The sequence below is a fragment of the Chloroflexus islandicus genome (assembly GCF_001650695.1).
Lineage (GTDB): Bacteria > Chloroflexota > Chloroflexia > Chloroflexales > Chloroflexaceae > Chloroflexus > Chloroflexus islandicus.
This window is the reverse complement of record NZ_LWQS01000087.1, coordinates 1-20,313: the sequence shown is the minus strand read 5'-3', so window position 1 is coordinate 20,313 and position 20,313 is coordinate 1. Positions and strand designations below refer to the sequence as shown.

13 protein-coding genes are annotated in these 20,313 nt (G+C 64.8%); 6 read left to right on the top strand and 7 right to left on the bottom strand.

The window, feature by feature from the left end:
• Nucleotides 1–215 precede the first annotated feature (215 nt).
• The 4 genes from A6A03_RS16865 to A6A03_RS16850 all read left to right on the top strand — a co-directional run bounded on the left by A6A03_RS16865 (nt 216) and on the right by A6A03_RS16850 (nt 5,383).
• Nucleotides 216–1,004, top strand: a complete 789-nt coding sequence (locus A6A03_RS16865; protein ID WP_245669037.1) for a ParA family protein — start codon at nt 216–218, stop codon at nt 1,002–1,004.
• Complete coding sequence (locus A6A03_RS16860) at nt 994–1,974, top strand: alpha/beta fold hydrolase (protein WP_066790618.1); 981 nt, start codon at nt 994–996, stop codon at nt 1,972–1,974. Before A6A03_RS16865 ends, A6A03_RS16860 begins: the two co-directional genes overlap by 11 nt.
• Before the next feature lie 1,232 nt (nt 1,975–3,206).
• A complete protein-coding gene (locus A6A03_RS16855; RefSeq protein WP_066790616.1) occupies nt 3,207–4,223 on the top strand; it encodes a LacI family DNA-binding transcriptional regulator in 1,017 nt (338 codons plus the stop codon).
• Nucleotides 4,224–4,276: 53 nt separating this feature from the next.
• The gene (locus tag A6A03_RS16850) at nt 4,277–5,383 is read left to right on the top strand and encodes an ABC transporter ATP-binding protein (RefSeq protein ID WP_066790614.1); all 1,107 of its coding nucleotides are present in this window, start codon (nt 4,277–4,279) and stop codon (nt 5,381–5,383) included.
• A 71-nt stretch (nt 5,384–5,454) separates the two neighbouring features.
• On the opposite strand, the gene argC is transcribed toward A6A03_RS16850, so the two are convergent.
• The 6 genes from argC to A6A03_RS16820 all read right to left on the bottom strand — a co-directional run bounded on the left by argC (nt 5,455) and on the right by A6A03_RS16820 (nt 16,752).
• Nucleotides 5,455–6,453, bottom strand: coding sequence for an N-acetyl-gamma-glutamyl-phosphate reductase (gene argC, locus A6A03_RS16845; RefSeq protein WP_066790611.1), 999 nt, complete (start codon nt 6,451–6,453; stop codon nt 5,455–5,457).
• Between the two features lie 1,286 nt (nt 6,454–7,739).
• Entirely contained in the window at nt 7,740–8,066 is a 327-nt protein-coding gene (locus A6A03_RS16840; protein ID WP_066790609.1) for a nucleotidyltransferase domain-containing protein, read from the bottom strand.
• Between the two features lie 704 nt (nt 8,067–8,770).
• Nucleotides 8,771–12,211: a tetratricopeptide repeat protein gene (locus A6A03_RS16835; protein WP_066790607.1), complete on the bottom strand. Its 3,441-nt coding sequence runs from the start codon at nt 12,209–12,211 to the stop codon at nt 8,771–8,773.
• A gap of 754 nt (nt 12,212–12,965) precedes the next feature.
• Entirely contained in the window at nt 12,966–14,168 is a 1,203-nt protein-coding gene (locus A6A03_RS16830; protein ID WP_066790605.1) for a glycosyltransferase family 4 protein, read from the bottom strand.
• Between the two features lie 78 nt (nt 14,169–14,246).
• Nucleotides 14,247–15,284, bottom strand: coding sequence for a peptidase C39 family protein (locus tag A6A03_RS16825; RefSeq protein ID WP_066790603.1), 1,038 nt, complete (start codon nt 15,282–15,284; stop codon nt 14,247–14,249).
• A gap of 7 nt (nt 15,285–15,291) precedes the next feature.
• Nucleotides 15,292–16,752 (bottom strand): nickel pincer cofactor-dependent isomerase, group 22, encoded by a 1,461-nt coding sequence (locus tag A6A03_RS16820; protein ID WP_245669036.1) that lies wholly within the window; start codon nt 16,750–16,752, stop codon nt 15,292–15,294.
• Between the two features lie 16 nt (nt 16,753–16,768).
• Between A6A03_RS16820 and A6A03_RS16815 the strand changes: the two genes are divergently transcribed.
• Nucleotides 16,769–18,154: an MFS transporter gene (locus A6A03_RS16815; protein WP_066790600.1), complete on the top strand. Its 1,386-nt coding sequence runs from the start codon at nt 16,769–16,771 to the stop codon at nt 18,152–18,154.
• 80 nt (nt 18,155–18,234) lie between these two features.
• A complete protein-coding gene (locus A6A03_RS16810; RefSeq protein ID WP_066790597.1) occupies nt 18,235–18,849 on the top strand; it encodes a TetR/AcrR family transcriptional regulator in 615 nt (204 codons plus the stop codon).
• A gap of 30 nt (nt 18,850–18,879) precedes the next feature.
• On the opposite strand, the gene glnA is transcribed toward A6A03_RS16810, so the two are convergent.
• Nucleotides 18,880–20,214, bottom strand: a complete 1,335-nt coding sequence (gene glnA, locus A6A03_RS16805; protein ID WP_066790595.1) for a type I glutamate--ammonia ligase — start codon at nt 20,212–20,214, stop codon at nt 18,880–18,882.
• Between the last annotated feature and the right edge of the window lie 99 nt (nt 20,215–20,313).

The window sequence follows — 20,313 nt, the reverse complement described above, 5'->3', positions numbered from 1 at the left end:
GCGGGAGCCGCACGGCCACTGGCCATGGGGGCGGCCCGATGACGCTTCCGGTGGGGCATGGGGGGAGCCGCACGGCCACTGGCCATGGGGGCGGGAGCCGCACGGCCACTGGCCATGGGGGCGGCCCGATGACGCTTCCGGTGGGGCATGGGGGGAGCCGCACGGCCGTGCGGCTCTACATGTTACTTTGGGCGGTACAATCAATGGTGTTGGGAATGATGCATGGCATGGTGCAGATTATGGCGCGCACGATCGCGTTGGCAATGCAAAAAGGCGGCGTCGGCAAGACGACGACGGCGCTGAATTTGGGGGTGATGTTGGCGGCGCGCGGGCGACGGGTGCTGCTGGTTGATCTCGACCCGCAGGCGAACCTGACGCAAGGGCTGGGGGTTGACCCGGCAGGGTTGGAATACAGCGTCTACGAAGTCTTGCTCAACCCCGAACACGGGAGCGCCTTCGCCACCCGCAGCCTCAGCGACGGGTTAGACCTCATCCCAGCCTCGCTCGATCTGGCCGGAGCCGAACTCGAACTAGCCGGGAGGGTGGGGCGCGAATTGCTCTTGCGCAAGGCGTTGCGCGCCGCCCAGAATCAGTACGACTACATCCTGCTCGATCCACCGCCGAGTCTTGGCTTGTTTGCGCTCAATGCGCTGGCCGCCGCCGAGATGGTGTTGGTGCCGCTGCAATTGCACGCCTACGCCTTGCGCGCGTTGCCGCCGCTCGAAGCGACGATCGCGCTGGTGCGCGAGATCAATCCGCCGTTACGGATCGGCGGGATTGTCTGCACAATGGCTGACCGGCGCACGAACCTGAGCCAGCAGATCGAGCAGCAGGTACGGGCGCAATACGGCGATCTGGTCTTCACGACTGTCATTCCCTTCAATATCCGGTTAGCCGAAGCGCCGGCAGCCGGCGCTTCGATTGCGACCTTTGCCCCCCAGAGCGCCGGCGCGCAGGCGTATGCCGCTTTGGCCACTGAACTGGAGGAACGGTATGGCAGATGAAACGAACGAACCGATCCGGCGCGGACGCGGATTACGTATCTCGGTGCCGCCGGCCCAAGATGCGGCGGAGCAATCTTCGGCGCCGAACGATGATATTGTGCGCGGACGGGGATTACGGCTCTCAACCGCAGCAAGCACGGTACAGACTGCAACCGTGCGCACGATGAATGGCCCGTTGCGCTATCTGCGCGTGGGTGAGGGGCCACCGCTCATTGCGGTGCATGGGTTTGGCGCTTCCAGTTGTTTGTGGCGCGAGGTTTTAAGCGGGTTGGCCGATATCCGCACCGGCTACGCCATCGATCTGCCCGGTTGCGGTGAGTCGCCGGCGCGGAGCACTGCGCCAACGTTGGCAACGCTGGCGGATGAAGTGATCGCGTTTGCCGATGCTATGGGATTACGCCGGTTTGATCTGATTGGCCATGCGCTCGGCGCCGGCGTAGCGGCGGTGGTCGCTGCGACGCGGCCAGCGCGGGTTGGTCACGTGATCCTGACCAGTTTCGGGGTGCGCACGACCACTCCCGACGCGCTGGCGCTCGCGCTGGCCCGCACCCCGTTTGATGTCTTCCTCGGTCTTGCCCGTCCGGCGATCAACACATGGGCCGGCTGGGCCTTGGGGTCGCCGCTCACCAGCCAACTGATGGCGGCATGGCTGTTGGCCGGCCCGCCCGCCGATCCGGCGTGCTGGGATGCGTACCTCGCCGATCATGCGCGCGCCGATGGCCGGATGTATGTCACGATGCAGACAATGACCGCCGATCCAACCTTGAAGAGCCGCTTGCAGACGATCAAAGCGCCGGCGTTGTTGATCGGCGGGCAAGACGATCGGATCATCCGGCCCGGCGAAGTGCGGGCAGCGGCGGCGCTGATCCCAGCGGCGAAGGTTGAGTTCATCCCTGCGTGTGGCCATCTGCCCCCGATCGAGCACCCGGTCGAGTACCAGCGCTTAGTGCGCGAGGGGTTGGCGGGGTAGGCACAGGCGCAGAGGACGCAGAGGATTCAAACGCAAAGACGCGAAGGACGCAGAGGGCGCGAAGGTTTGTATTTTTTGTGCCTTTTGCGTCTTTTTGTGGCTATTCACCCGCGGCGGGAACAATGCGCCCCCACGCGGGTTGAGGGTGAACAGATATGGAGTGCGGCAGTTTGACTGCCGCACTCCAAAGCCGGCAAGCGGGGGCGATGCCGCAAAGCCGCAAAGCCAGCAGAGACGCAGAGGATTCAAACGCAAAGGCGCAGAGGACGCAATGGTTTGTATTTTTTGTGCCTTTTGCGTCTTTTCGTGGCTATTCGGCCCAATGCCCCCACCCCTAACCCCGCCTATGCTGGGTTCAAGGGCGGACAGAACATCTGTCCAGCACCCGGCCCTAAAGGGCCGGGCTAGGCTTACGAAGCCCGCTGCGCGGGCTGCTGGCCCTCACCCCCAACCCCTCTCCCGCGACGCGGGAGAGGGGCGCTGCTGCGTTCCGCTCAAGCAATGCCTTGCCTGCAATCCGGCAGCTCCCCCGCTCCCGCCGTCAGGTGGGAGTGGGGGCCGGGGGGTGAGGGAGTCATCGCCAAGGCGCAGTAGAGCCGGACGGCTGTCCGGCTCCGCAAAGGCGCAGAGGTTTCACACGCAAAGGCGCAGAGAACGCAGAGGGCGCAAAGGTTTTGGGGGAAGCGCCGCTCCCCGGTTGTCATTGCGAGCGGAGCGCAGCGCAGCGAAGCAATCCCCCGCGAGCACGGAAGCGGAACCTTGCCGCCGAAGGAGGGGATTGCTGCGGCCTCGGCGGTACATAGGCCCTCACCCCCAACCCCTCTCCCGCGTCGCGGGAGAGGGGCGCTGCTGCGTTCCGCTCAAGCAATGCCTTGCCTGCAATCCGGCAGATCCCCCGCTCCCGCCGTCAGGTGGGAGTGGGGGCCGGGGGGTGAGGGAGTCATCGCCAAGCCGCTGTAGAGCCGGACGGCTGTCCGGCTCCGCAAAGCCGCAGAGACTCTTAACGCAAAGGCGCAAAGGACGCAGAGGACGCAAAGGTTTGTATTTTTTGTGCCTTTTGCGTCTTTTCGTGGCTATTCGGCCCAATGCCCCCACCCCCAACCCCTCCCCCGCTGGGGGAGGGGCGATCCGCCCTCGACTAATCCCCTTCCACCTCTTGACAACGTGATAAGAACGTGCTATAGTCCACTTAACCGATTAACCGCTTAAACGTTTAAGGCGGAGTAAGGGCTGTGGCCACGATCAAAGATGTCGCGCGGCGCGCGCAAGTCTCTACCGCAACGGTTTCGTATGTGCTCAACGGCACCGGCGTCGTCAGCGATACCACCCGCGAGCGCGTCCTAGCCGCTGTGGCCGAGCTTGGCTACCAGCCCAACTACAGCGCCCGCGCCCTTCGCACCCGCTCGCACACCCTCGGCGTCGTCGCCCCCGGCATCGCCGGACGGCTGGCCGATCCGGCAACTGCCGAGATATTGGCCGGTCTCAGCGAAGCGGCAACGGCTGCCGGTTACTGCCTCTTGATCGCAGCGCCCACTGACAGCGAAGCCGAAGGCGAACTCGATCTCCGCCTTGCCCGCAGTGGCCGGGTCGATGGTCTTGTGCTCTTTGATCTGCGGGTGGCCGATGAGCGCCCGGCAGTATTGGCCGAGGCGCGCATTCCAGCGATCGCTATCGGCGCGCCGGCGACCGGTGTGACCTGCCCGATTGCCGGTTTCGATCTACGCGCTGGCGCCGAACAAGCCACCCAGCACCTGATCCGGCTCGGCCATCGCCGCATCGCCTTGCTGGCGACATCGTCAGACCTCAGCATCAGCGAGCCATTCTATGCCGGTTACGTCGCCGCCCTGCACGCCGCCGGTCTGCGCCGTGATGCCACGCTGGTGATCGAAGCCGGCAGCAGCGAAGACGATGGCATGGCGGCGATGCAAGAGTTGCTGGCGGTGCGCACCCCGCCCACCGCGGTGCTGGCAGCAACCGACACACTGGCGTTCGGCGCGATGCATGCCCTGCGCGACTCCGGCAAGGTCGTCGGGCAAGATGTCTCGGTGGTGGGGTGCGACGATCTGCCGCTGGCGGCGCATACCTACCCGCCGCTCACGACGTTGCGCGCGCCGCGCCGCGAGCTTGGCGCAACGCTGGCCCGCCATCTGATCAGCCTGATCGAACGGCGCACTGTACCACCCGTCACCCTGCTGCCGGTGCGCCTGATTGTCCGTCACTCCACCGCTGCGCCGCGCGCAGCCGGTTGAGGATACAACGCCAATTGGCGAGCGCGATCTCGCCCAGCAAAGGAGCTTTGACAATGGCTTCCATTAAGTACGATCACGTGTGGAAACGGTTTGGTGAAGTCACCGTGCTCAAGAATCTCGACCTCGACATCGCCGATGGCGAGTTTCTGGTGCTGGTCGGCCCGTCGGGGTGCGGCAAATCAACCGCGCTGCGCTGTCTGGCCGGGTTGGAAGAAGTCACCGAAGGGCGCATCTTCATCGGTGATCGCGATGTGACCGACATCCCACCCAAAGATCGCGACATCGCGATGGTCTTCCAGTCTTACGCGCTCTACCCGCACATGAGCGTCTACGACAATATGGCCTTCGGCCTCAAGCTGCGCCGCGTGCCCAAGGCCGAGATCGACCGGCGGGTGAAGGAAGCCGCCGAGATGCTCAGCATCGCCCACCTGCTCGACCGCAAGCCCAAAGCTCTCTCTGGCGGCCAGCGCCAGCGCGTCGCCCTTGGCCGCGCCATCGTGCGCGACCCCGCCGTCTTCTTGATGGACGAGCCGCTCTCGAACCTTGACGCCAAGCTGCGCGTGCAGACCCGCGCCGAGATCAGCAAGCTCCACCAGCGCCTCAAGACCACCTTCATCTACGTGACCCACGACCAGACCGAGGCGATGACGATGGGTTCGCGCATTGCGGTGATGCGCGATGGCATCTTGCAGCAGATCGACACGCCGCAGAACCTCTACGATCACCCGGCCAACATGTTCGTAGCTGGATTCATCGGCAGCCCGGCGATGAACTTCTTTGAGGCGAAGCTCGAGCGCACCGACGGCGGGGTGAGCGTGGTGGTCGGCAAAGAGTTCGTCTTGCCGGTGCCGGCCAGCAAACTCGATCACGTCAGCAGCCACATCGGCAAGAGCGTCTACTTCGGCATCCGCCCCGAAGACCTGCACGATGCCCACTACGTGCCGCGCGGCGTTGACGAGCGGGCCAAAGTGCATGCCGCCGTCAACGTGGTTGAGCCAATGGGAGCCGAAATCTACGCCTACGTCGAAAACAGCGGCAAAGAGTTCATCGGTCGCTTCGACCCGCGCTCGAACGCGCGCACCGGCCACACGATCGACGTGGTCTTCGATATGGAGAAGATGCACATCTTCGACCGCGAGACGGAAAAGGCGTTGACATAGTAAAGCCGCACGGCTGTGCGGCTCCACAATAAGGAGCCGCACGGCCATGCGTCTCTACAGGCCGTGCAGCTCTACAGGAGACCGGTTGTTTCGGCGAAGCCTAACATCAAGTTCATGTTCTGCACCGCCTGCCCCGATGCCCCCTTCACCAGATTATCCACCACCGCCACCACAATTGCCCGGCCCGGCTCGACCATTTGGTGACCGATCAACAGATGATTCGTGTGCTGGACGTGGCGCAATTCGGGGAGCTTACCCGCCGGCAACACGTGAATAAACGGCTCGGCGGTGTAGGCATCGGCGTAGACGGCGGCTAGGGTCGCGTCATCCACTTCCGGTTTGAGATTGACATAAATTGTAGAGAGAATCCCGCGGAAGACCGGCAACAGATGCGGGGCAAAGATAATATGCAAGCCGGTCTCCTGCTCCATCTCGACCAAATGGCGATGGATGCGGCCAACATTGTAGGCGCTAAAGGTCTCGTGCGTCTCGCCGAAATGCGTCTTCAACGACAGCGAACGTCCCGCGCCAGAGACGCCCGACTTACTATCGACAATCACGGTCGAATCGGCGAGCAAACCGGCGCGCACCAACGGCGCCAGCGGCAAAATGGCCGTCAACGGATAGCAACCGGTATTCGCCACCAAGCGGGATTGGCGAATGCGTTCGCGATGGAGCTCAGGCAGACCATACACCGCCAGCGCGAGCAATTCCGGCGCCGGATGCGGCTTGCCGCGCCGCGCCGCATAGACTGCGGGGTCGGCAATGCGAAACGTGTCGGAAAAATCGACCACTTTCGCGCCGGCATCAAGCGCGCGCTGCACAATCGGAATCAAGTCAGGGGTGTTATGGGGGAGGCAGGTGAAGACCAGATCAACACCAGCCGGATCGACCTCCTCCACCGCGGTCAGCCGCAGATCGCTCACAATCGGGAAGACATCGCTCAAACGCTGCCCAGCAGCAGAACGGGCAGTAGCAAAAGCGATCTCCACCTCCGGATGGCGGGAGAGCAGCTTGAGCAACTCAATCCCGGTGTATCCGGTTGCGCCATAAATACCGACACGGGCCATTGGTGCGCTCCTCGTACAACGAACGAATACCTTACTCGCTCAATTGTACCCTACTCTTACCATGTGCGGTCAGGCGCGATTGCGATCACGGCAGGGTGGATCTGGCCAAGCCGGCGCAAGAAGTTCAGAATCCGGGTAAACATAGGCATTGCTCCTCTCGTAGACGACCGGACACCTGTGCGCGACGCTTTCCCCCGGCGCATCGAACGGTACGATGGGAAAGGCATTGCACGCACACGCTGCTTCACGCAGCCGCAAGCCGGCGAACCCCGGCGGGTGGACGGTCATCGGACATCATCGATGCGCCATGATCAGCATAGCATAGCCATGTTAACGTTTCATCAGCCCAAAGGTTGAGGAGTGTTAACGCTGGCGGGGGGTAAGGAGGAATAGCCACGAAAACGCACAACAGGCGCACATGTTGCAGAACCCGCTTACCGAGCTTCCAATCGCTGAGTGATGAAGCCGTATAGTTTGCGTGGTCGGGTTGCTGCGCGGCGTCATGGTCATTGCTTGCCAGCACTGTAGCATGAAGGCAGGAAAAGCCCCCATCTTGCTTATGTCAATTATAATGATCTTCAGTGAAACATATCGGATGCTATGTTGCACTAAGCCTGTTTTACCGCAGAGGGCGCGGAGGGCGCAAATATGTCATTGCGAGGGCGCGCAGCGCCCGAAGCAATCTCCCGCTTCAGCGCGAAGGATGCCTGAAAGGTGGGCATGCGGGCGAGGCACAACGTCGCGACACCCGTACATTGCGCAGCCGCGCCGTATTGCCCGGCCCTTCAGGGCCGGGCTAGGGGTACGAAGCCCCGCTGCGCGGGCTGCTGGTCCTCACCCCCCGGCCCCCTCGCCCACCTGACGGCGGACGAGGGGCGCGGGGCAATATGTCATTGCGAGGGCGCGCAGCGCCCGAAGCAATCTCCCGCTTCGGCGCAGCACATGCCTGAGCGGATGACTCCCGCTCTTGGGGGAGATTGCTTCGCCGCCTCCGGCGGCTCGCAATGACAAGCGGGGAGCGGGGCCGGACCGCCGTCTGGCGCTAGGGGATTTTTTACCGCAGAGGGCGCGGAGGACGCAGGGGGAATAGCCACAAAAAGACGCAAAAGGCACAAAAAATACAAACCTCTGCGCCCTCTGCGCTCTTCGCGCCTTGGCGTTAAGCGTCTCTGCGCCTTTGCTTGCTCTGCGCCTTGGCATCGCAGGTTCCAAGGTTGCCAGCTCGTCACGCGCCACCTTGAGATCACTCTCAGCTTTACGCACCCATGCCAGCACACTCGGAGGGATCATAACGGCACACCCTCTTTATGGACGTAGTACGCAATGTGGCCCACATCGCTCTTATGTTGATCAAATTGGCTGGCTGATAACACCAGCACGTCGGCGGGCATCCGTTCTCGCACCAGACGCACCCCGATGGCCGTTGCCAAGCGTCGCTGCAACGCCCGTTCCAGCGGACGATCGACGATCAGCAAAAAATCCCAATCGCTGTCGAGCCGCGCCTCACCGCGCGCGCGGCTGCCGAAGAGCAGGATGCGCTGCACGCCAACGCTATACCGTTGCGCTTCTTCGTACATGATCGTTTTAGCGGTGCGCAGTGCGTCAGATACCATGGCGTGGATGCTCTCAGTCTTGCGGTGCGTAGCTGTATCATACCAGCAATTGGCTGATTTTGCGAGGAGGGTGCGCTTTTTACCGCAGAGGGCAGAAAGAGTTTTTACCGCAGAGGGCGCGGAGGACGCAGGGGGAATAGCCACAAAAAGACGCAAAAGGCACAAAAAATACAAACCTCTGCGCCCTCTGCGCTCTTCGCGCCTTGGCGTTAAGCGTCTCTGCGCCTTTGCTTGCTTGATGGCCCCCTCCCAGCCTCCCCCCGCTGGGGGGAGGAGCCAGCCACCCCTCCCCCAGCGGGGGAGGGGTTGGGGGTGGGGGCATTGGGCCGAATAGCTACAAAAAGACGCAAAAGGCACAAAACAATAAAAAACCTTTGCGCCCTCTGCGCTCTTCGCGCCTTTGCGTTTGAATCCTCTGCCCCTTTGCCTGCTTGATGGCCCCCTCCCAGCCTCCCCCCGCTGGGGGGAGGAGCCAGCCACCCCTCCCCCAGCGGGGGAGGGGTTGGGGGTGGGGGCATTGGGCCGAATAGCTACAAAAAGACGCAAAAGGCACAAAAAATACAAACCTTTGCGCCCTCTACGCCCTTCGCGCCTTTGCGTTTGAATCCTCTGCGCCCTTTGCGGAGCCGGACAGCCGTCCGGCTCTACAGCGCCTTGGCGTTGACCGCCTCGCAACTGCCCCGCATCGCCGGAGGAGACAGAACCTATGCCTCACCCAACTGTTCCAAAAGCCTTCGCAAATTCGCACGCACAATGTTCGTATTTGGGTGGTTCGCACCCAACCGCTGCTCCATAATCCGCAGCGCCCGCTCGTACAACGGGCGGGCGGCGCCGTAGTCCCCTTGCTGCTGCAACAGATACGCCAGATTGTTCAGGCTGGCGGCGGTCTGGGGGTGGTCGGGGCCCAGCGCCCGTTCCGTCATCGCCAGCGCCCGCTCGTACAACGGGCGGGCGGCGCCGTAGTCCCCTTGCTGCTGCAACAGCCCAGCCAGATTGTGCAGGCTGAGGGCGGTATCCGGGTGGTCGGGGCCCAGCGCCCGTTCCGTCATCGCCAGCGCCCGCTCGTACAACGGGCGGGCGGCGCCGTAGTCCCCTTGCTGCTGCAACAGCCCAGCCAGATTGTTCAGGCTGGCGGCGGTCTGGGGGTGGTCGGGGCCCAGCGCCCGTTCCGTCATCGCCAGCGCCCGCTCGTACAACGGGCGGGCGGCGCCGTAGTCCCCTTGCTGCTGCAACAGCCCAGCCAGATTGTGCAGGCTGAGGGCGGTATCCGGGTGGTCGGGGCCCAGCGCCCGTTCCCGGATCGCCAGCGCCCGCTCGTACAACGGGCGGGCGGCGCCGTAGTCCCCTTGGGATTCCAACAGCCCAGCCAGATTGTGCAGGCTGAGGGCGGTATTCGGGTGGTCGGGGCCCAGCGCCCGTTCCCGGATCGCCAGCGCCCGCTCGTACAACGGGCGGGCGGCGCCGTAGTCCCCTTGGGATTCCAACAGCCCAGCCAGATTGTTCAGGCTGGCGGCGGTCTGGGGGTGGTCGGGGCCCAGCGCCCGTTCCCGGATCGCCAGCGCCCGCTCGTACAACGGGCGGGCGGCGCCGTAGTCCCCTTGCTGCTGCAACAGAGACGCCAGATTGTTCAGGCTGAGGGCGGTATCCGGGTGGTCGGGGCCCAGCGCCCGTTCAGTGATCGCCAGCGCCCGCTCGACCAACGGGCGGGCGGCGTCGTAGTCCCCTTGCTGCTGCAACAGATACGCCAGATTGTGCAGGCTGGCGGCGGTCTGGGGGTGGTCGGGGCCCAGCGCCCGTTCCGTCATCGCCAGCGCCCGCTCGTACAACGGGCGGGCGGCGCCGTAGTCCCCTTGGTGATACAACAGGTTGCCCGTTGCCATCAGCAGTCGCGCCGCGTCTAGTTCATCCAACACGCTGGCGTGGTCGCACAACGCCAGCAGGTGCGGGCGGTATGGCGTGGCCGCCAGCGGCGCGCGCTCGATCTCGATCGTATCCATCACCGCCACCGCGGCTGCGGCCGTCGCGGCGCGGGTGGCGCCGGGGTCCGGGTCGCGCTGGCAGGCAAACGCGGCTACCAGCCGGTGGATCGCGACGCCGGCCGCGCTGCGCTCGGCGAGCCCGACCTCGCGCAACCGGCGCAGGGCTGGATCGGCGGCGGCGGTCGCGGCGGGGCCGGCCGGATCGCCGCCAGCCAGCGCCACCACCAGCGGCAGCGGTACGGGTGCGGGGGCCAGCCACGCCAGCCGGTGGAGCAACGCCCGCGCTGCCGCGTCGCGCTGCGGGTCAAGCCGGTCGTAGCTGAGCTGGATGGCCGCGGCGACGCCGCGCGGATACTGGGTGGGCAAGAGTGCCGCATGCGCCAGTTCATCGCTGAGCGACTCGTTGCGCAGCACGGTTTGCGCAAGCTGCTGGCGGTAGGCGGCCAGCGGCAGGTTCGGCAGGTCTTCGAGGTAGGCCCCGGCCAGTGCCAGCGCCAGCGGCAAGTCGCCGAGCAGCTCACAGATCGCATCGGCGTCCGCGGCGGCGGCCGGATCGGCTAGTAGGCTGTCCGCTGTCACCCCTTGCGCCTGCGCGCGCGATGCGAGCAGCAACCGGCGGCTATCGGCGCGGGGCAACGGCGCGAGCGCGACGTGCTGCACCCCCAGCGTTGCCCGCCAGTGGGCATTGCGGCTGGTCACCAGCACCCGGGCGCCGCCGGCGGCGGGCCGCCACGCCGCAAGGAGCTGCGGGTCTTCGAGGTTGTCAAAGATCAGCAGCCGGCGCACCGGCTCCTGCCACGCTCGCCGCACCGCCGCCACCTGATCCGCCAGCGCCAACCCCGCCCAGCCGGGCAGGTTCAGCCCGTCGGGGCCGCCGCAGGCGGCCACTTGCGCGGCAATGCTGTCGGCATCGGCCATATTCAGCCAGAAGACGCCGCCGGGGAAGCGGTCGCGGGTGCGGTAAGCAACCATCACGGCCAGTTGGCTCTTGCCGATCCCGGCGACGCCCTGCACCACCGGCGTAATCACCGCCACGTTGGGGTGGTCATCGCACAGGATCGCGGCCAAGCGCGCAAGCTCCGGCTCGCGCCCGGTAAAGAGCGGGTTAGGCTGGTAGGGCACCCGGAACGGCGCCGCGGTGGCCGGTTCCGTGACCGATGGCCACAGGCGGCCATCGCTCAGCCGGCTGAGCAGGGTCAGCGCCCACCACGCGGGGTGGCCGGCCTGCTGGACGGCCAGCCGGGCGAGGGTGAGGGCGCGGTCGAGCTGGCCGTCGCGGCTGAGTTCGGTGAAGAAGACCGGCAACGCAACGGCGGCGGCGGCTTGCGGCAACGCGCCGTGGGCCGCCAGCACCGCCGGCGCGCCGGCCTGCGCCAATCGCGGGCCGAGCGCCGCCAGCGGCTGGTCGTCGGTGAGGCCGGCGCAACTGATCAGCGCGATCAGGCGCGGGCGGCGGTCGGGGGCAAGGCTGCGGATGAGCGCGGCCAGATCGGCCCCGGCCCGCCGGGAGGCGTGCCCAGCCTCATCCACCAGCCACAGCCACGGTTGGCGCTCCACCAGCGCGCCGTGGGCCGCCAGATAGAAGATATCGCACCCCTCCCGCACCGCCGCGCTTAGCGCGTCCCACGTCGCGGGTACGACCGCGGCATCGATCCCGGCCAACGCCTGCTGGGCCCGCGCTGTTTCGGCATCGGCATCGATCGGCGCAAGCCCCCACCGCTCGGCGTCGCGCGGCGCGGCAATCGCGACGACGGCGCGCAGCGCGCTGCGCGGACGGCGGCGCAGCGGGGCCGGATCGTCCGCTGCGAGGTAGCGCGACAACCAGACCTGCCCATCGAGCGCGAGCGGCACGTCGCGCGCCGGGTCACGCAGCATCTCCCAGCGCAGGCCGTGCAAGGCAGCGGGCAGCAACAACTGCAGGCGCAGCGCCGTCGCGGCAGCCCGATTCACCGCTGCGGCGTACAACTCGCGGTAGGCGGCCAGCGCCGCGGCCTCAGCGAACAGCATGGCCCACAAAGCCGCGCCGTACGCAGCCGGATCGAGCGCTACAGCGCGCAAGGCCGCGTCATCGAACGGCCCGGCGCCAAAGGGGCCGCGGGAGGTGTCGGTATGGCCGTCGTGCAGGGTCAGCCGCATGTCGTACCGGGTGAGGGTAGCGATGGTCATGGCGCAATCGGTGATGCTTGGTGGATAGTATAGCAAATGCGGGGGGAGAATCGCAACCGGTGCGACCGCAGGGTTTTAGGTTTTTTTACCGCAGAGGGCGCGGAGGACGCAGGGGGGGTGTAATAGCCACAAAAAGACGCAAAAGACACAAACAATAAAAAAACCTCTGCGCCCTTTGCGCTCTTCGCGTCTTTGCGTTAAGCGTCTCTGCGCTTTTCTCGCTTGATGGCCCCCCTCCCAACCTCCCCCCGCTGGGGGGTTGGGGGCGGTGCCCGCAGCAATTCCTCGCTGAGGTGCAACCCAATGGCGTAGAGGCACCTCTTCCGCTGAAGTGGGAGATTGCTTCGCCGCCTCCGGCGGCTCGCAATGACAACCGGGGAGCGGGAGATGGTTTCGCCGCGCGGCGGGCAGAGCTGTGCTCTGCCCCTACCGCGCGGCTCGCAATGACAACCGGGGGAGCGGAGCCGGACAGCCGTCCGGCCAGCGCCTTGGCGTTAAGCGTCTCTGCGCTTTTCTCGCTTGATGGCCCCCCTCCCAACCTCCCCCCGCTGGGGGGGAGGAGCCGAACACCCCTCCCCCAGCGGGGGAGGGGTTGGGGGTGGGGGCATTGGGCCGAATAGCCACAAAAAGACGCAAAAGACACAAAAAATAAAAAACCTTTGCGCCCTCTGCGCCCTTCACGTCTTTGCGTTTGAATCCTCTGCGCCTTTGCGGAGCCGGACCGCCGTCCGGCTCTACTGCGGCCTTTACCCTGTCACGCCTGTAGCGCTGCTTCGAGCCGGGGCACGATCTGCGCCCAATCATAGCCGGCGCAGACGAAGGCCCGGCCCGCTTGGCCGAGCCGTTGCGCGAAGGGCCGGTCGGTGACGAGCCGGCTAACCGCGGCGGCCATCGCCGCTGGCGTGTCGGCCAGCAACAGATGCTCGCCGTTGCGCAGGCCGGGAATACCCTCTGCCCCCATGCTGGTACTCACCACCGGCGCGGCCATCGCCAGCGCTTCGAGCAACTTCAACCGCGAACCGCCCCCGATCCGCATAGGAATAACGACTGCGGCGGCGGCGGCCAGCGCCGGACGAGTGTCATCAACTTCGCCGGTGACGATGATGGTCTGGTGGTCGTGCAGCGCGCGCAGGCTGGGATGGGGCCGGCGTCCGATGAGCCGTAAGCGCAGGGCCGGATGGTGCCGGCGGATGTGCGGCAAGACCTCGTGGGCAAACCAAAGGACGGCATCGACGTTGGGCCGGTAGTCGAGCGTGCCAATAAAGACGAGATCGTTGGAAGGGGGCGCAGCCTGCGGCACGAAATGGCTGCAATCGACGCCGTTGGGCACGAGGTGCAATGGGGCGTTTGGCGCTAACCGGCGCAAGGCTGCGGCGTCTTCCGCCGACACGACCAATACCCGATCGATGGTCTGCAACACGCGCCGCTCGAAGGCGGCCAGCTTAAACCACTGGATCAACGAGTAGCCGCCGCCGATCAGCGCTTTGGGGCGCGGCGCGCGGCGCAGGTCGTTGAGCGCGGCGCGGCGTTGGAGCAGGTACTCGGCGTTGAATTCGTCGAGCGCCAAGCGGACGCGATGCTTGCGCGCTTGTAGTAAGTAGGGCGCCATTTCGATGCTCTCGGCCAGCACGACCTCAAACTGCGCGCTGGCCAACAGCTCGGCGAAGGCGGCTGAATAGGCCGGGCTCGCGTTGCGTAGCGCCATATCCGGCAATGGGCTTGCCAGCGTCGTCAGCGCGCGCTGGCCCAACGAGCGGGCCGGCGGCCCGATCACGATCCGCACCTCGGCGAGATCGCGCAACGGCTGCATCGCTGCCGCCGCCGCTTCGTCAGGGGCGAAGGAGAGCAGCGTGACCGCATGGCGAGCAGCTAACCCGCGCAGCAGATGGTAGATCCGCAACGCGCCGCCGCCGCGCGGCGGGTACGGCGGATAGGGCGAGAGCATCAAAATCCGCATACCATCTCGTAGGGGCATAGCGCCGCTATGCCCGCCTCGTAAGAGCATAGCGCCGCTATGACCGCCTCCTGAGGAAGACTAGACCCACGCATCGTCTGGGCCGGGGACAGGCCGCGGCCAATCGGGCGGGTAGATCAGATAGACCGTCCCGCTTGAATTGGCCTGCCATGCCGCGGCCAGTTGATCGTGCGGGTACGCGCGCAACAACCGGTCGCGACCGGCTGGTTCAGCGATCAGCGCGTGCGTATCGGTAAAGCCGCGCACCACGGTCAGATGGCCGCTGGTGCGGCCCGGGGCATCGTCGATCTGACCAGCTTCCCACGCCAAGCTGACAATCACCGGCACGCCGGCCGCAGTCCAGCGCCCGATTTGTTCGAGCGTATTGAAGCGGGTGACGTAGGCGCGCAGGCCAAAGCGGGCCGCGAAGGCGGTATTGAACGACCAATTGCCGGTGCCTTCCCATCCCGGATCGAAGATGCCGGCGACGGTGAGATCAGGCAAGGTCGCGCCACCGGCGAAGGGCGCGAGGCGCGGATCGGCCAATTGGGCATACCAATAGGCCAGCACCATGTGAACCGCCGTCGGGCTGCACCAGCCGTCGCCGCCGGGATAGTCGTATTGGCAGAGCAAGAGCGGCAGCGCAATGGCGGAACGGGCCGGCGGCTGGGAAAGCGAAACCGGCGGCGCGGTTGTCGTGATACAGAGAAACAAATCGGTCAATTCAGGCATATCGGCGCCGGGCAAGCCGCAGAGCAACACCCGCGCCTGCACGGCGTGCGCTGGGGTCGCCAGTTGCACGGTATCGGTGGCGACACAACCGCCTTCATTCCGTTGCGCGTCAAAACTGGTGCGCCGCGCGCCGTCAGCATCCCACGCTGCCAAGCGGTACCACCCGCTCCACCGGCCATCCTGCTGCACACGCAGTTGCACTTCGATCCAGCTCTCAGGCGGGGTATCGGCGGCCCAACTCGGAATGATGGCAACCGCCTCATTCACCGCGAGCGGCGGACTGATCAGCGCAATCCGCGCGTGCGGATCGTCGGCGGGCAACGGCGCTGCCCGTTCCCATTCATCAATCGCCGGTTCGTCCCAATGGTGGAGAAGATGATGCGGCATAGTGAATCTATCCTTCGGCGCTGTCAAGCACCCATGCAGCGGGACCAAGCACATCGAGATCGGGATGAGCGGCGACTTCCGGCAGCAAGGCAGCGCTGACCAGCAGCTCTTCGAGATGCAACGTATCAGGAATGCGCACCAGCCGCACCGCCGCCGGATCAGGCTGGCCGCACGTCTTGATCGCCATCGCCACCGCATCGCGCTCGGTCGGCAGGGTAATCGGTAAACCGCCTTTGCAGAGACCAACCAGACCTGCCGTCAACACATTCACATAGGTGGCGTGAAAATCGATTTTGGTGGCAAGGCGCGCGGTGGTAATATCGGCTAACCCGATCCCATTGGCGTTGCCATGGGTTTCAGGGGTGAGATCAAACACGACAATCACGTTAATGACGGGCCGTTCAGGCGGCGGCTCGCCGGGGATGGGCAACCGCCCGATCACGTTGGTATCCATCCCAGTGCCGCTGATGTTCTTCCCGATCCGGTCTACCACCAGCACATCCAGCCGGTCGAACGGCAAGCGCGCCATCATGTCTTTGCTGCGCGCCAGCAAGGCCGCTTCGCCGGGGCCGCCAATCTCGGCGGGAGGGAGCGCGACAATCGCTGCGGTTTGATCACGCGCATCTTCGAGAATTGCCAAACCGGCCAGCACCTTGCCGCGCTCGACCACCATGCGCGCCATCGGCACGAGTTGCTCTTTCAAACCATACACCGCCGTGCGATGGACAATCTCAGCGCCGTGGCGCTTGCCCAACCCGACGGCGCACATCTTGGCCAAACCGCTCTCAATCGGCGCTTTGAACGAGGTATGGGTCTTGATGCGGTTAATCACCAGCACGCCGTCAGCTTCGGCGGCCAACCGATCCATGTAGACCGGCGTGCCGTCGGCGATCCGGCCCAACTCAACCACCTCCATCGTGGCCCGGATCGGGCAGCCGATCGATTGCTCGGTGATGCCGAGTGCAGCAAGGAGCGCCACTTGGCCTTCAGCCGTCGCGCCGCCGTGGCTGCCCATCGCCGGCACGAGAAACGGCTCGGCGCCGTGATCGCGCAACCAGCGCACCGCCGCCGCGGTGATCGGCACGATATTCGTAATTCCCCGGCTGCCGGCGGTGACGGCAATCCGCATACCGGGCCGCAGTTGGGCCGCCAAGCCGAGCCGGTCAAGCTCGGCCCGCACCGCTGCCGTCACATCGGCCAGCGGCGCGGTCTGCCAGCGCTGGCGCACGCGAAAGAGCGGCGGCAGCGGCGTATCGGCGTGAATGTCTTCAATGTTGAGTGTGATCTGCATCGGCCAGCCATAGTGCGATAACCAACCCTTGCCCGATTGTACCACACCGGCCATTGCGTCCGGCGCAAGCACCGTTGGGAGTGCAATGTTTATTCCCCAACCGGCCGGCCGGTAGACAAATCGCAACCGCTGTGCTATACTGCTTACCGACCGGTCGGTCGGTTTTTCATGCAACAAAGGAGTAGTTCCACGTATGGCAAACGAACGCCAGCGCAACCAAATCCTCGGTCTGCTCTTCTTCGGCGTCTTGATGGCCGCGCTCGATATTGCCATCGTCGGGCCGGCCTTGCCCGCGATCCAAAACGTCTTTGGCGCCGATGAGCGAGCATTGTCGTGGGTCTTCTCGATCTATGTGTTGGGGAACTTGATCGGCACGCCGCCCATTGCCGCACTCTCAGACCGGTTTGGCCGGCGCGCACTGTATATCGCTAGTCTGAGCGGTTTTGCGCTCGGTTCATTATTGGTTGCCATTGCGCCTTCCTTTACCGTGCTGCTGATCGGGCGTCTCGTGCAAGGTTTCAGCGCCGGCGGCATCTTTCCGGTCGCCAGCGCCGTGATCGGCGATACCTTCCCGCCTGAGCGGCGTGGTTCGGCGCTGGGTCTGATCGGCGCCGTCTTTGGCATTGCCTTCCTGATCGGGCCAATCCTTGGCGGTTTGCTGTTGCTGCTCGGCTGGCAGTGGCTCTTCTTGATCAATCTGCCGATTGCGGCTATTCTCATCGCCTTCAGCGCCAAGCTGTTGCCGGGACGGACACGGGACACCACAGCGCCATTTGACGTGGCCGGCTTGGCGACGCTGGCGGTCATGCTCACCGGTTTGGCGTATGGCTTGACTGAACTCGATCCGGCCTTATTGCGCGCGGGTGAATTGCCGTGGCTGGCGATCGGCGCCTTGATCATCGCCATCGTGTTTGCGCCGATCTTTATCGCGGTGGAACGGCGCGCGGCAGAACCGGTTCTGCAACCAACAATCTTCCGTTCCCGCCAAATCTGGCTGACGGCTGCATTGGCGATCGGCGCCGGCATCGCTGAGTCGGCGATCGTCTTCGTGCCAGCGCTTGTGACCTCGGCCTACGGCGTGAGCAGCTCAACCGCCAGTTTCATGCTCTTGCCGGTGGTGCTGGCGATGGCAGTTGGTTCGCCGGTGTCGGGACGGATGCTCGACCAGTTCGGTTCGCGCATCGTGGTGACGATCGGCGTCGCCTTAAGCGGGATCGGATTGATCATCCTTGGCGGCTGGCCGGCCAGCATCGTCGCTTTCTACCTTGCCTCAGCGGTGATGGGGATTGGGCTTGCGATCTTGCTTGGCGCGGCATTGCGGTATATTCTGTTAAATGAGGTGCCGGCCAATGAACGGGCCGCGGCGCAAGGGTTGCTAACCGTCACGATGGGCAGCGGCCAACTGTTGGGAGCGGTGCTGGTCGGGATTATTGCGGCTGCCGGCGGCGGCGCGGTCGCGGGATACGGGTTGGCATTTCTGGCCATTGGCGTCGTGATGCTGCTCTTGACCTTGGCCGCCTTGGGCCTCAAGAGCCGGGCCGCCGAACGCGCCAGCGCACTGGCCCATGCCCATTCATAACGAGCTTGTACGTGTACAGCGTGCTGTGCCCCCAGCTTCCTGTATGGGCATAGCACGCTGTGCCCCATCCATACACACCTATGAACCGGCAACAAAACTCTGAGCACATCCGTAACCGGATCATCGACGAAGCCGCGCGACTCATTGTCACGTATGGCTACGAAGGCATCGCCATGCGTGAAATTGCCGAAGCGGCGGGCTTGTCGAAAGCCGGCCTCTACCATCACTTTCGCGACAAAGAAGACCTGCTGGTGGCGGTGTTGACCAATTGGGCCGAAGAGATGGCGGGGCTGGCGGCGGCGGCTGGTCGCGAACCGGACACCCGCGCGCAGTTGGCGGCGTTGGTGCGCGGGTTATTTGCCCAAGCGCCGGCCCAGCGGGCGTTGGTGCGGCTGAGCAACCACGATCTGCCGCGCCTGAGCGAAACTGCGCGCGCGAGCGTCGAACGCTGCTACGCCAACGGCCTGATTGCGCCGATCACCGCGATGATCCGGGCCGGCATCGACCGTGGTGAGCTGCGTCCGGTTGATCCCCATGTCGCTGCATGGTTGCTCATGGGAATGCTCTATCCCTTTTTCCACACCGAGCAGGCGAAGATTGGCGAGCATGGAGAGGCGATTGCCGATCTGATCATCACCACGTTCTTTGATGGCCTTGCCCAACCGAACAACTCGACGACCGCAGCGGGTGAGTGATCATTGCTCACCCGCTGCGGCGGTGCGCAATTAGAAGATCGCCAAATAGCGGTCAATTTCCCATTGCGACACGTAGGCGCGATAACTCTCCCACTCTTGCTGTTTGGCGTCGAGGAACCGCTCGGCGACCGAGGGGCCAATCGCTTCGAGGATAACCTCGTCTTCGCGGAGGGCATCGAGCGCCGCGCCGAGCGAGGTCGGCAAGGTCGCCAACCCGCGCGCACGAGGATCGACGTGGAAGAGATCTTCTTCGGCAGCGTCACGCAGCGGCAATTTGCGCTTGATGCCATCGAGACCGGCGGCCAGCATCGCCGTGTACGCAAGGTAGGGATTGCAGGCCGGATCCGGGCAGCGCAGCTCGATCCGCGTCGCCTGATAGCGACCGGCGGTAATGCGCGGCACGCGCACCAGCGCCGAGCGATTGGTGCGGCCCCACGAGATATGCACCGGCGCCTCGAAGCCGGGCACGAGCCGTTTGTAGGAATTGACCAGCGGCGCGAGCAGCACGCACATGCCGCGAGCATGGGCCAGCAAGCCGGCAATGAAATGGCGGGCCAGCGGCGACAAGCCGTAGGGATCATCGGGATCGGCAAAGAGATTTTTCCCGCTCTCGACATCCAGCAGGCTCTGGTGAACATGCATGCCGCTGCCGTTGACGCCGGCCATCGGTTTCGGCATAAACGTCGCGTGCAGGCCATTGATCTGGGCCACCGCCTTGAGCGCCACCCGCGCCGTCACCAGATGATCCGCCGAGCGCAACGCATCGGCGTAGCGCAAGTCAATCTCGTGCTGGCCGGGAGCGACCTCGTGATGCACCGCTTCGACCGTAATCCCCATCGCCTGCAACGTGCGCGCCATCTGGCGGCGGATATGGGTAGCCAGATCGGTCGAAACATCAAAATACCCCGCCTTGTCATGCGGTTCGAGAATATGCCCGTTGGGATCGGTCTTAAACAAGAAAAACTCAAGCTCCGGCGCCACCATGAAGCGGTAGCCGGCTGCCGCCGCTTGATCGAGCATCCGGCTCAAGACATTGCGCGGATCGCCGGTGAAGGGTTTGCCGTCGGGGGTATAGACCGAACAGATCAAGCGCGCTGTAATCATGCCCTCGTGCCGATCCCACGGCACCACAGCGTAGGTCGAGAGGTCGGGCACAAGGTACATATCGCTCTCGACCATGCGGGCAAACCCCTCGATCGACGAGCCATCGAACCAGACACCGTGGTCGAGCGCGTCGGGCAATTCTTCAACCGGAATGGTCACCGTCTTGCCGATGCCCAACACATCGGTGAACTGCAAATTCACGAACGCGACATTATCAGCGGCGACGCGGCGCAGCAGCATTTCGCGCGGATCATCGCTCATGGGCTGCGCTCCTCCTTACTAGGGTAGGCGGATGACACGTTTCTTGTACTATACCACACTAAGGGCGGGGTAGGGGCATAGCATCGCTATGCCCCTACC

Excerpts from the sequence above, each read along its gene's own strand:
- glnA (WP_066790595.1), bottom strand. The coding sequence starts at position 20,214 with ATGAGCGATGATCCGCGCGAAATGCTGCTGCGCCGCGTCGCCGCTGAT.
- argC (WP_066790611.1), bottom strand. The coding sequence starts at position 6,453 with ATGGCCCGTGTCGGTATTTATGGCGCAACCGGATACACCGGGATTGAG.
- A6A03_RS16815 (WP_066790600.1), top strand. The coding sequence starts at position 16,769 with ATGGCAAACGAACGCCAGCGCAACCAAATCCTCGGTCTGCTCTTCTTC.
- A6A03_RS16810 (WP_066790597.1), top strand. The coding sequence starts at position 18,235 with ATGAACCGGCAACAAAACTCTGAGCACATCCGTAACCGGATCATCGAC.
- A6A03_RS16840 (WP_066790609.1), bottom strand. The coding sequence starts at position 8,066 with ATGGTATCTGACGCACTGCGCACCGCTAAAACGATCATGTACGAAGAA.
- A6A03_RS16835 (WP_066790607.1), bottom strand. The coding sequence starts at position 12,211 with ATGACCATCGCTACCCTCACCCGGTACGACATGCGGCTGACCCTGCAC.
- A6A03_RS16850 (WP_066790614.1), top strand. The coding sequence starts at position 4,277 with ATGGCTTCCATTAAGTACGATCACGTGTGGAAACGGTTTGGTGAAGTC.
- A6A03_RS16860 (WP_066790618.1), top strand. The coding sequence starts at position 994 with ATGGCAGATGAAACGAACGAACCGATCCGGCGCGGACGCGGATTACGT.
- A6A03_RS16865 (WP_245669037.1), top strand. The coding sequence starts at position 216 with ATGATGCATGGCATGGTGCAGATTATGGCGCGCACGATCGCGTTGGCA.
- A6A03_RS16825 (WP_066790603.1), bottom strand. The coding sequence starts at position 15,284 with ATGCCGCATCATCTTCTCCACCATTGGGACGAACCGGCGATTGATGAA.
- A6A03_RS16830 (WP_066790605.1), bottom strand. The coding sequence starts at position 14,168 with ATGCGGATTTTGATGCTCTCGCCCTATCCGCCGTACCCGCCGCGCGGC.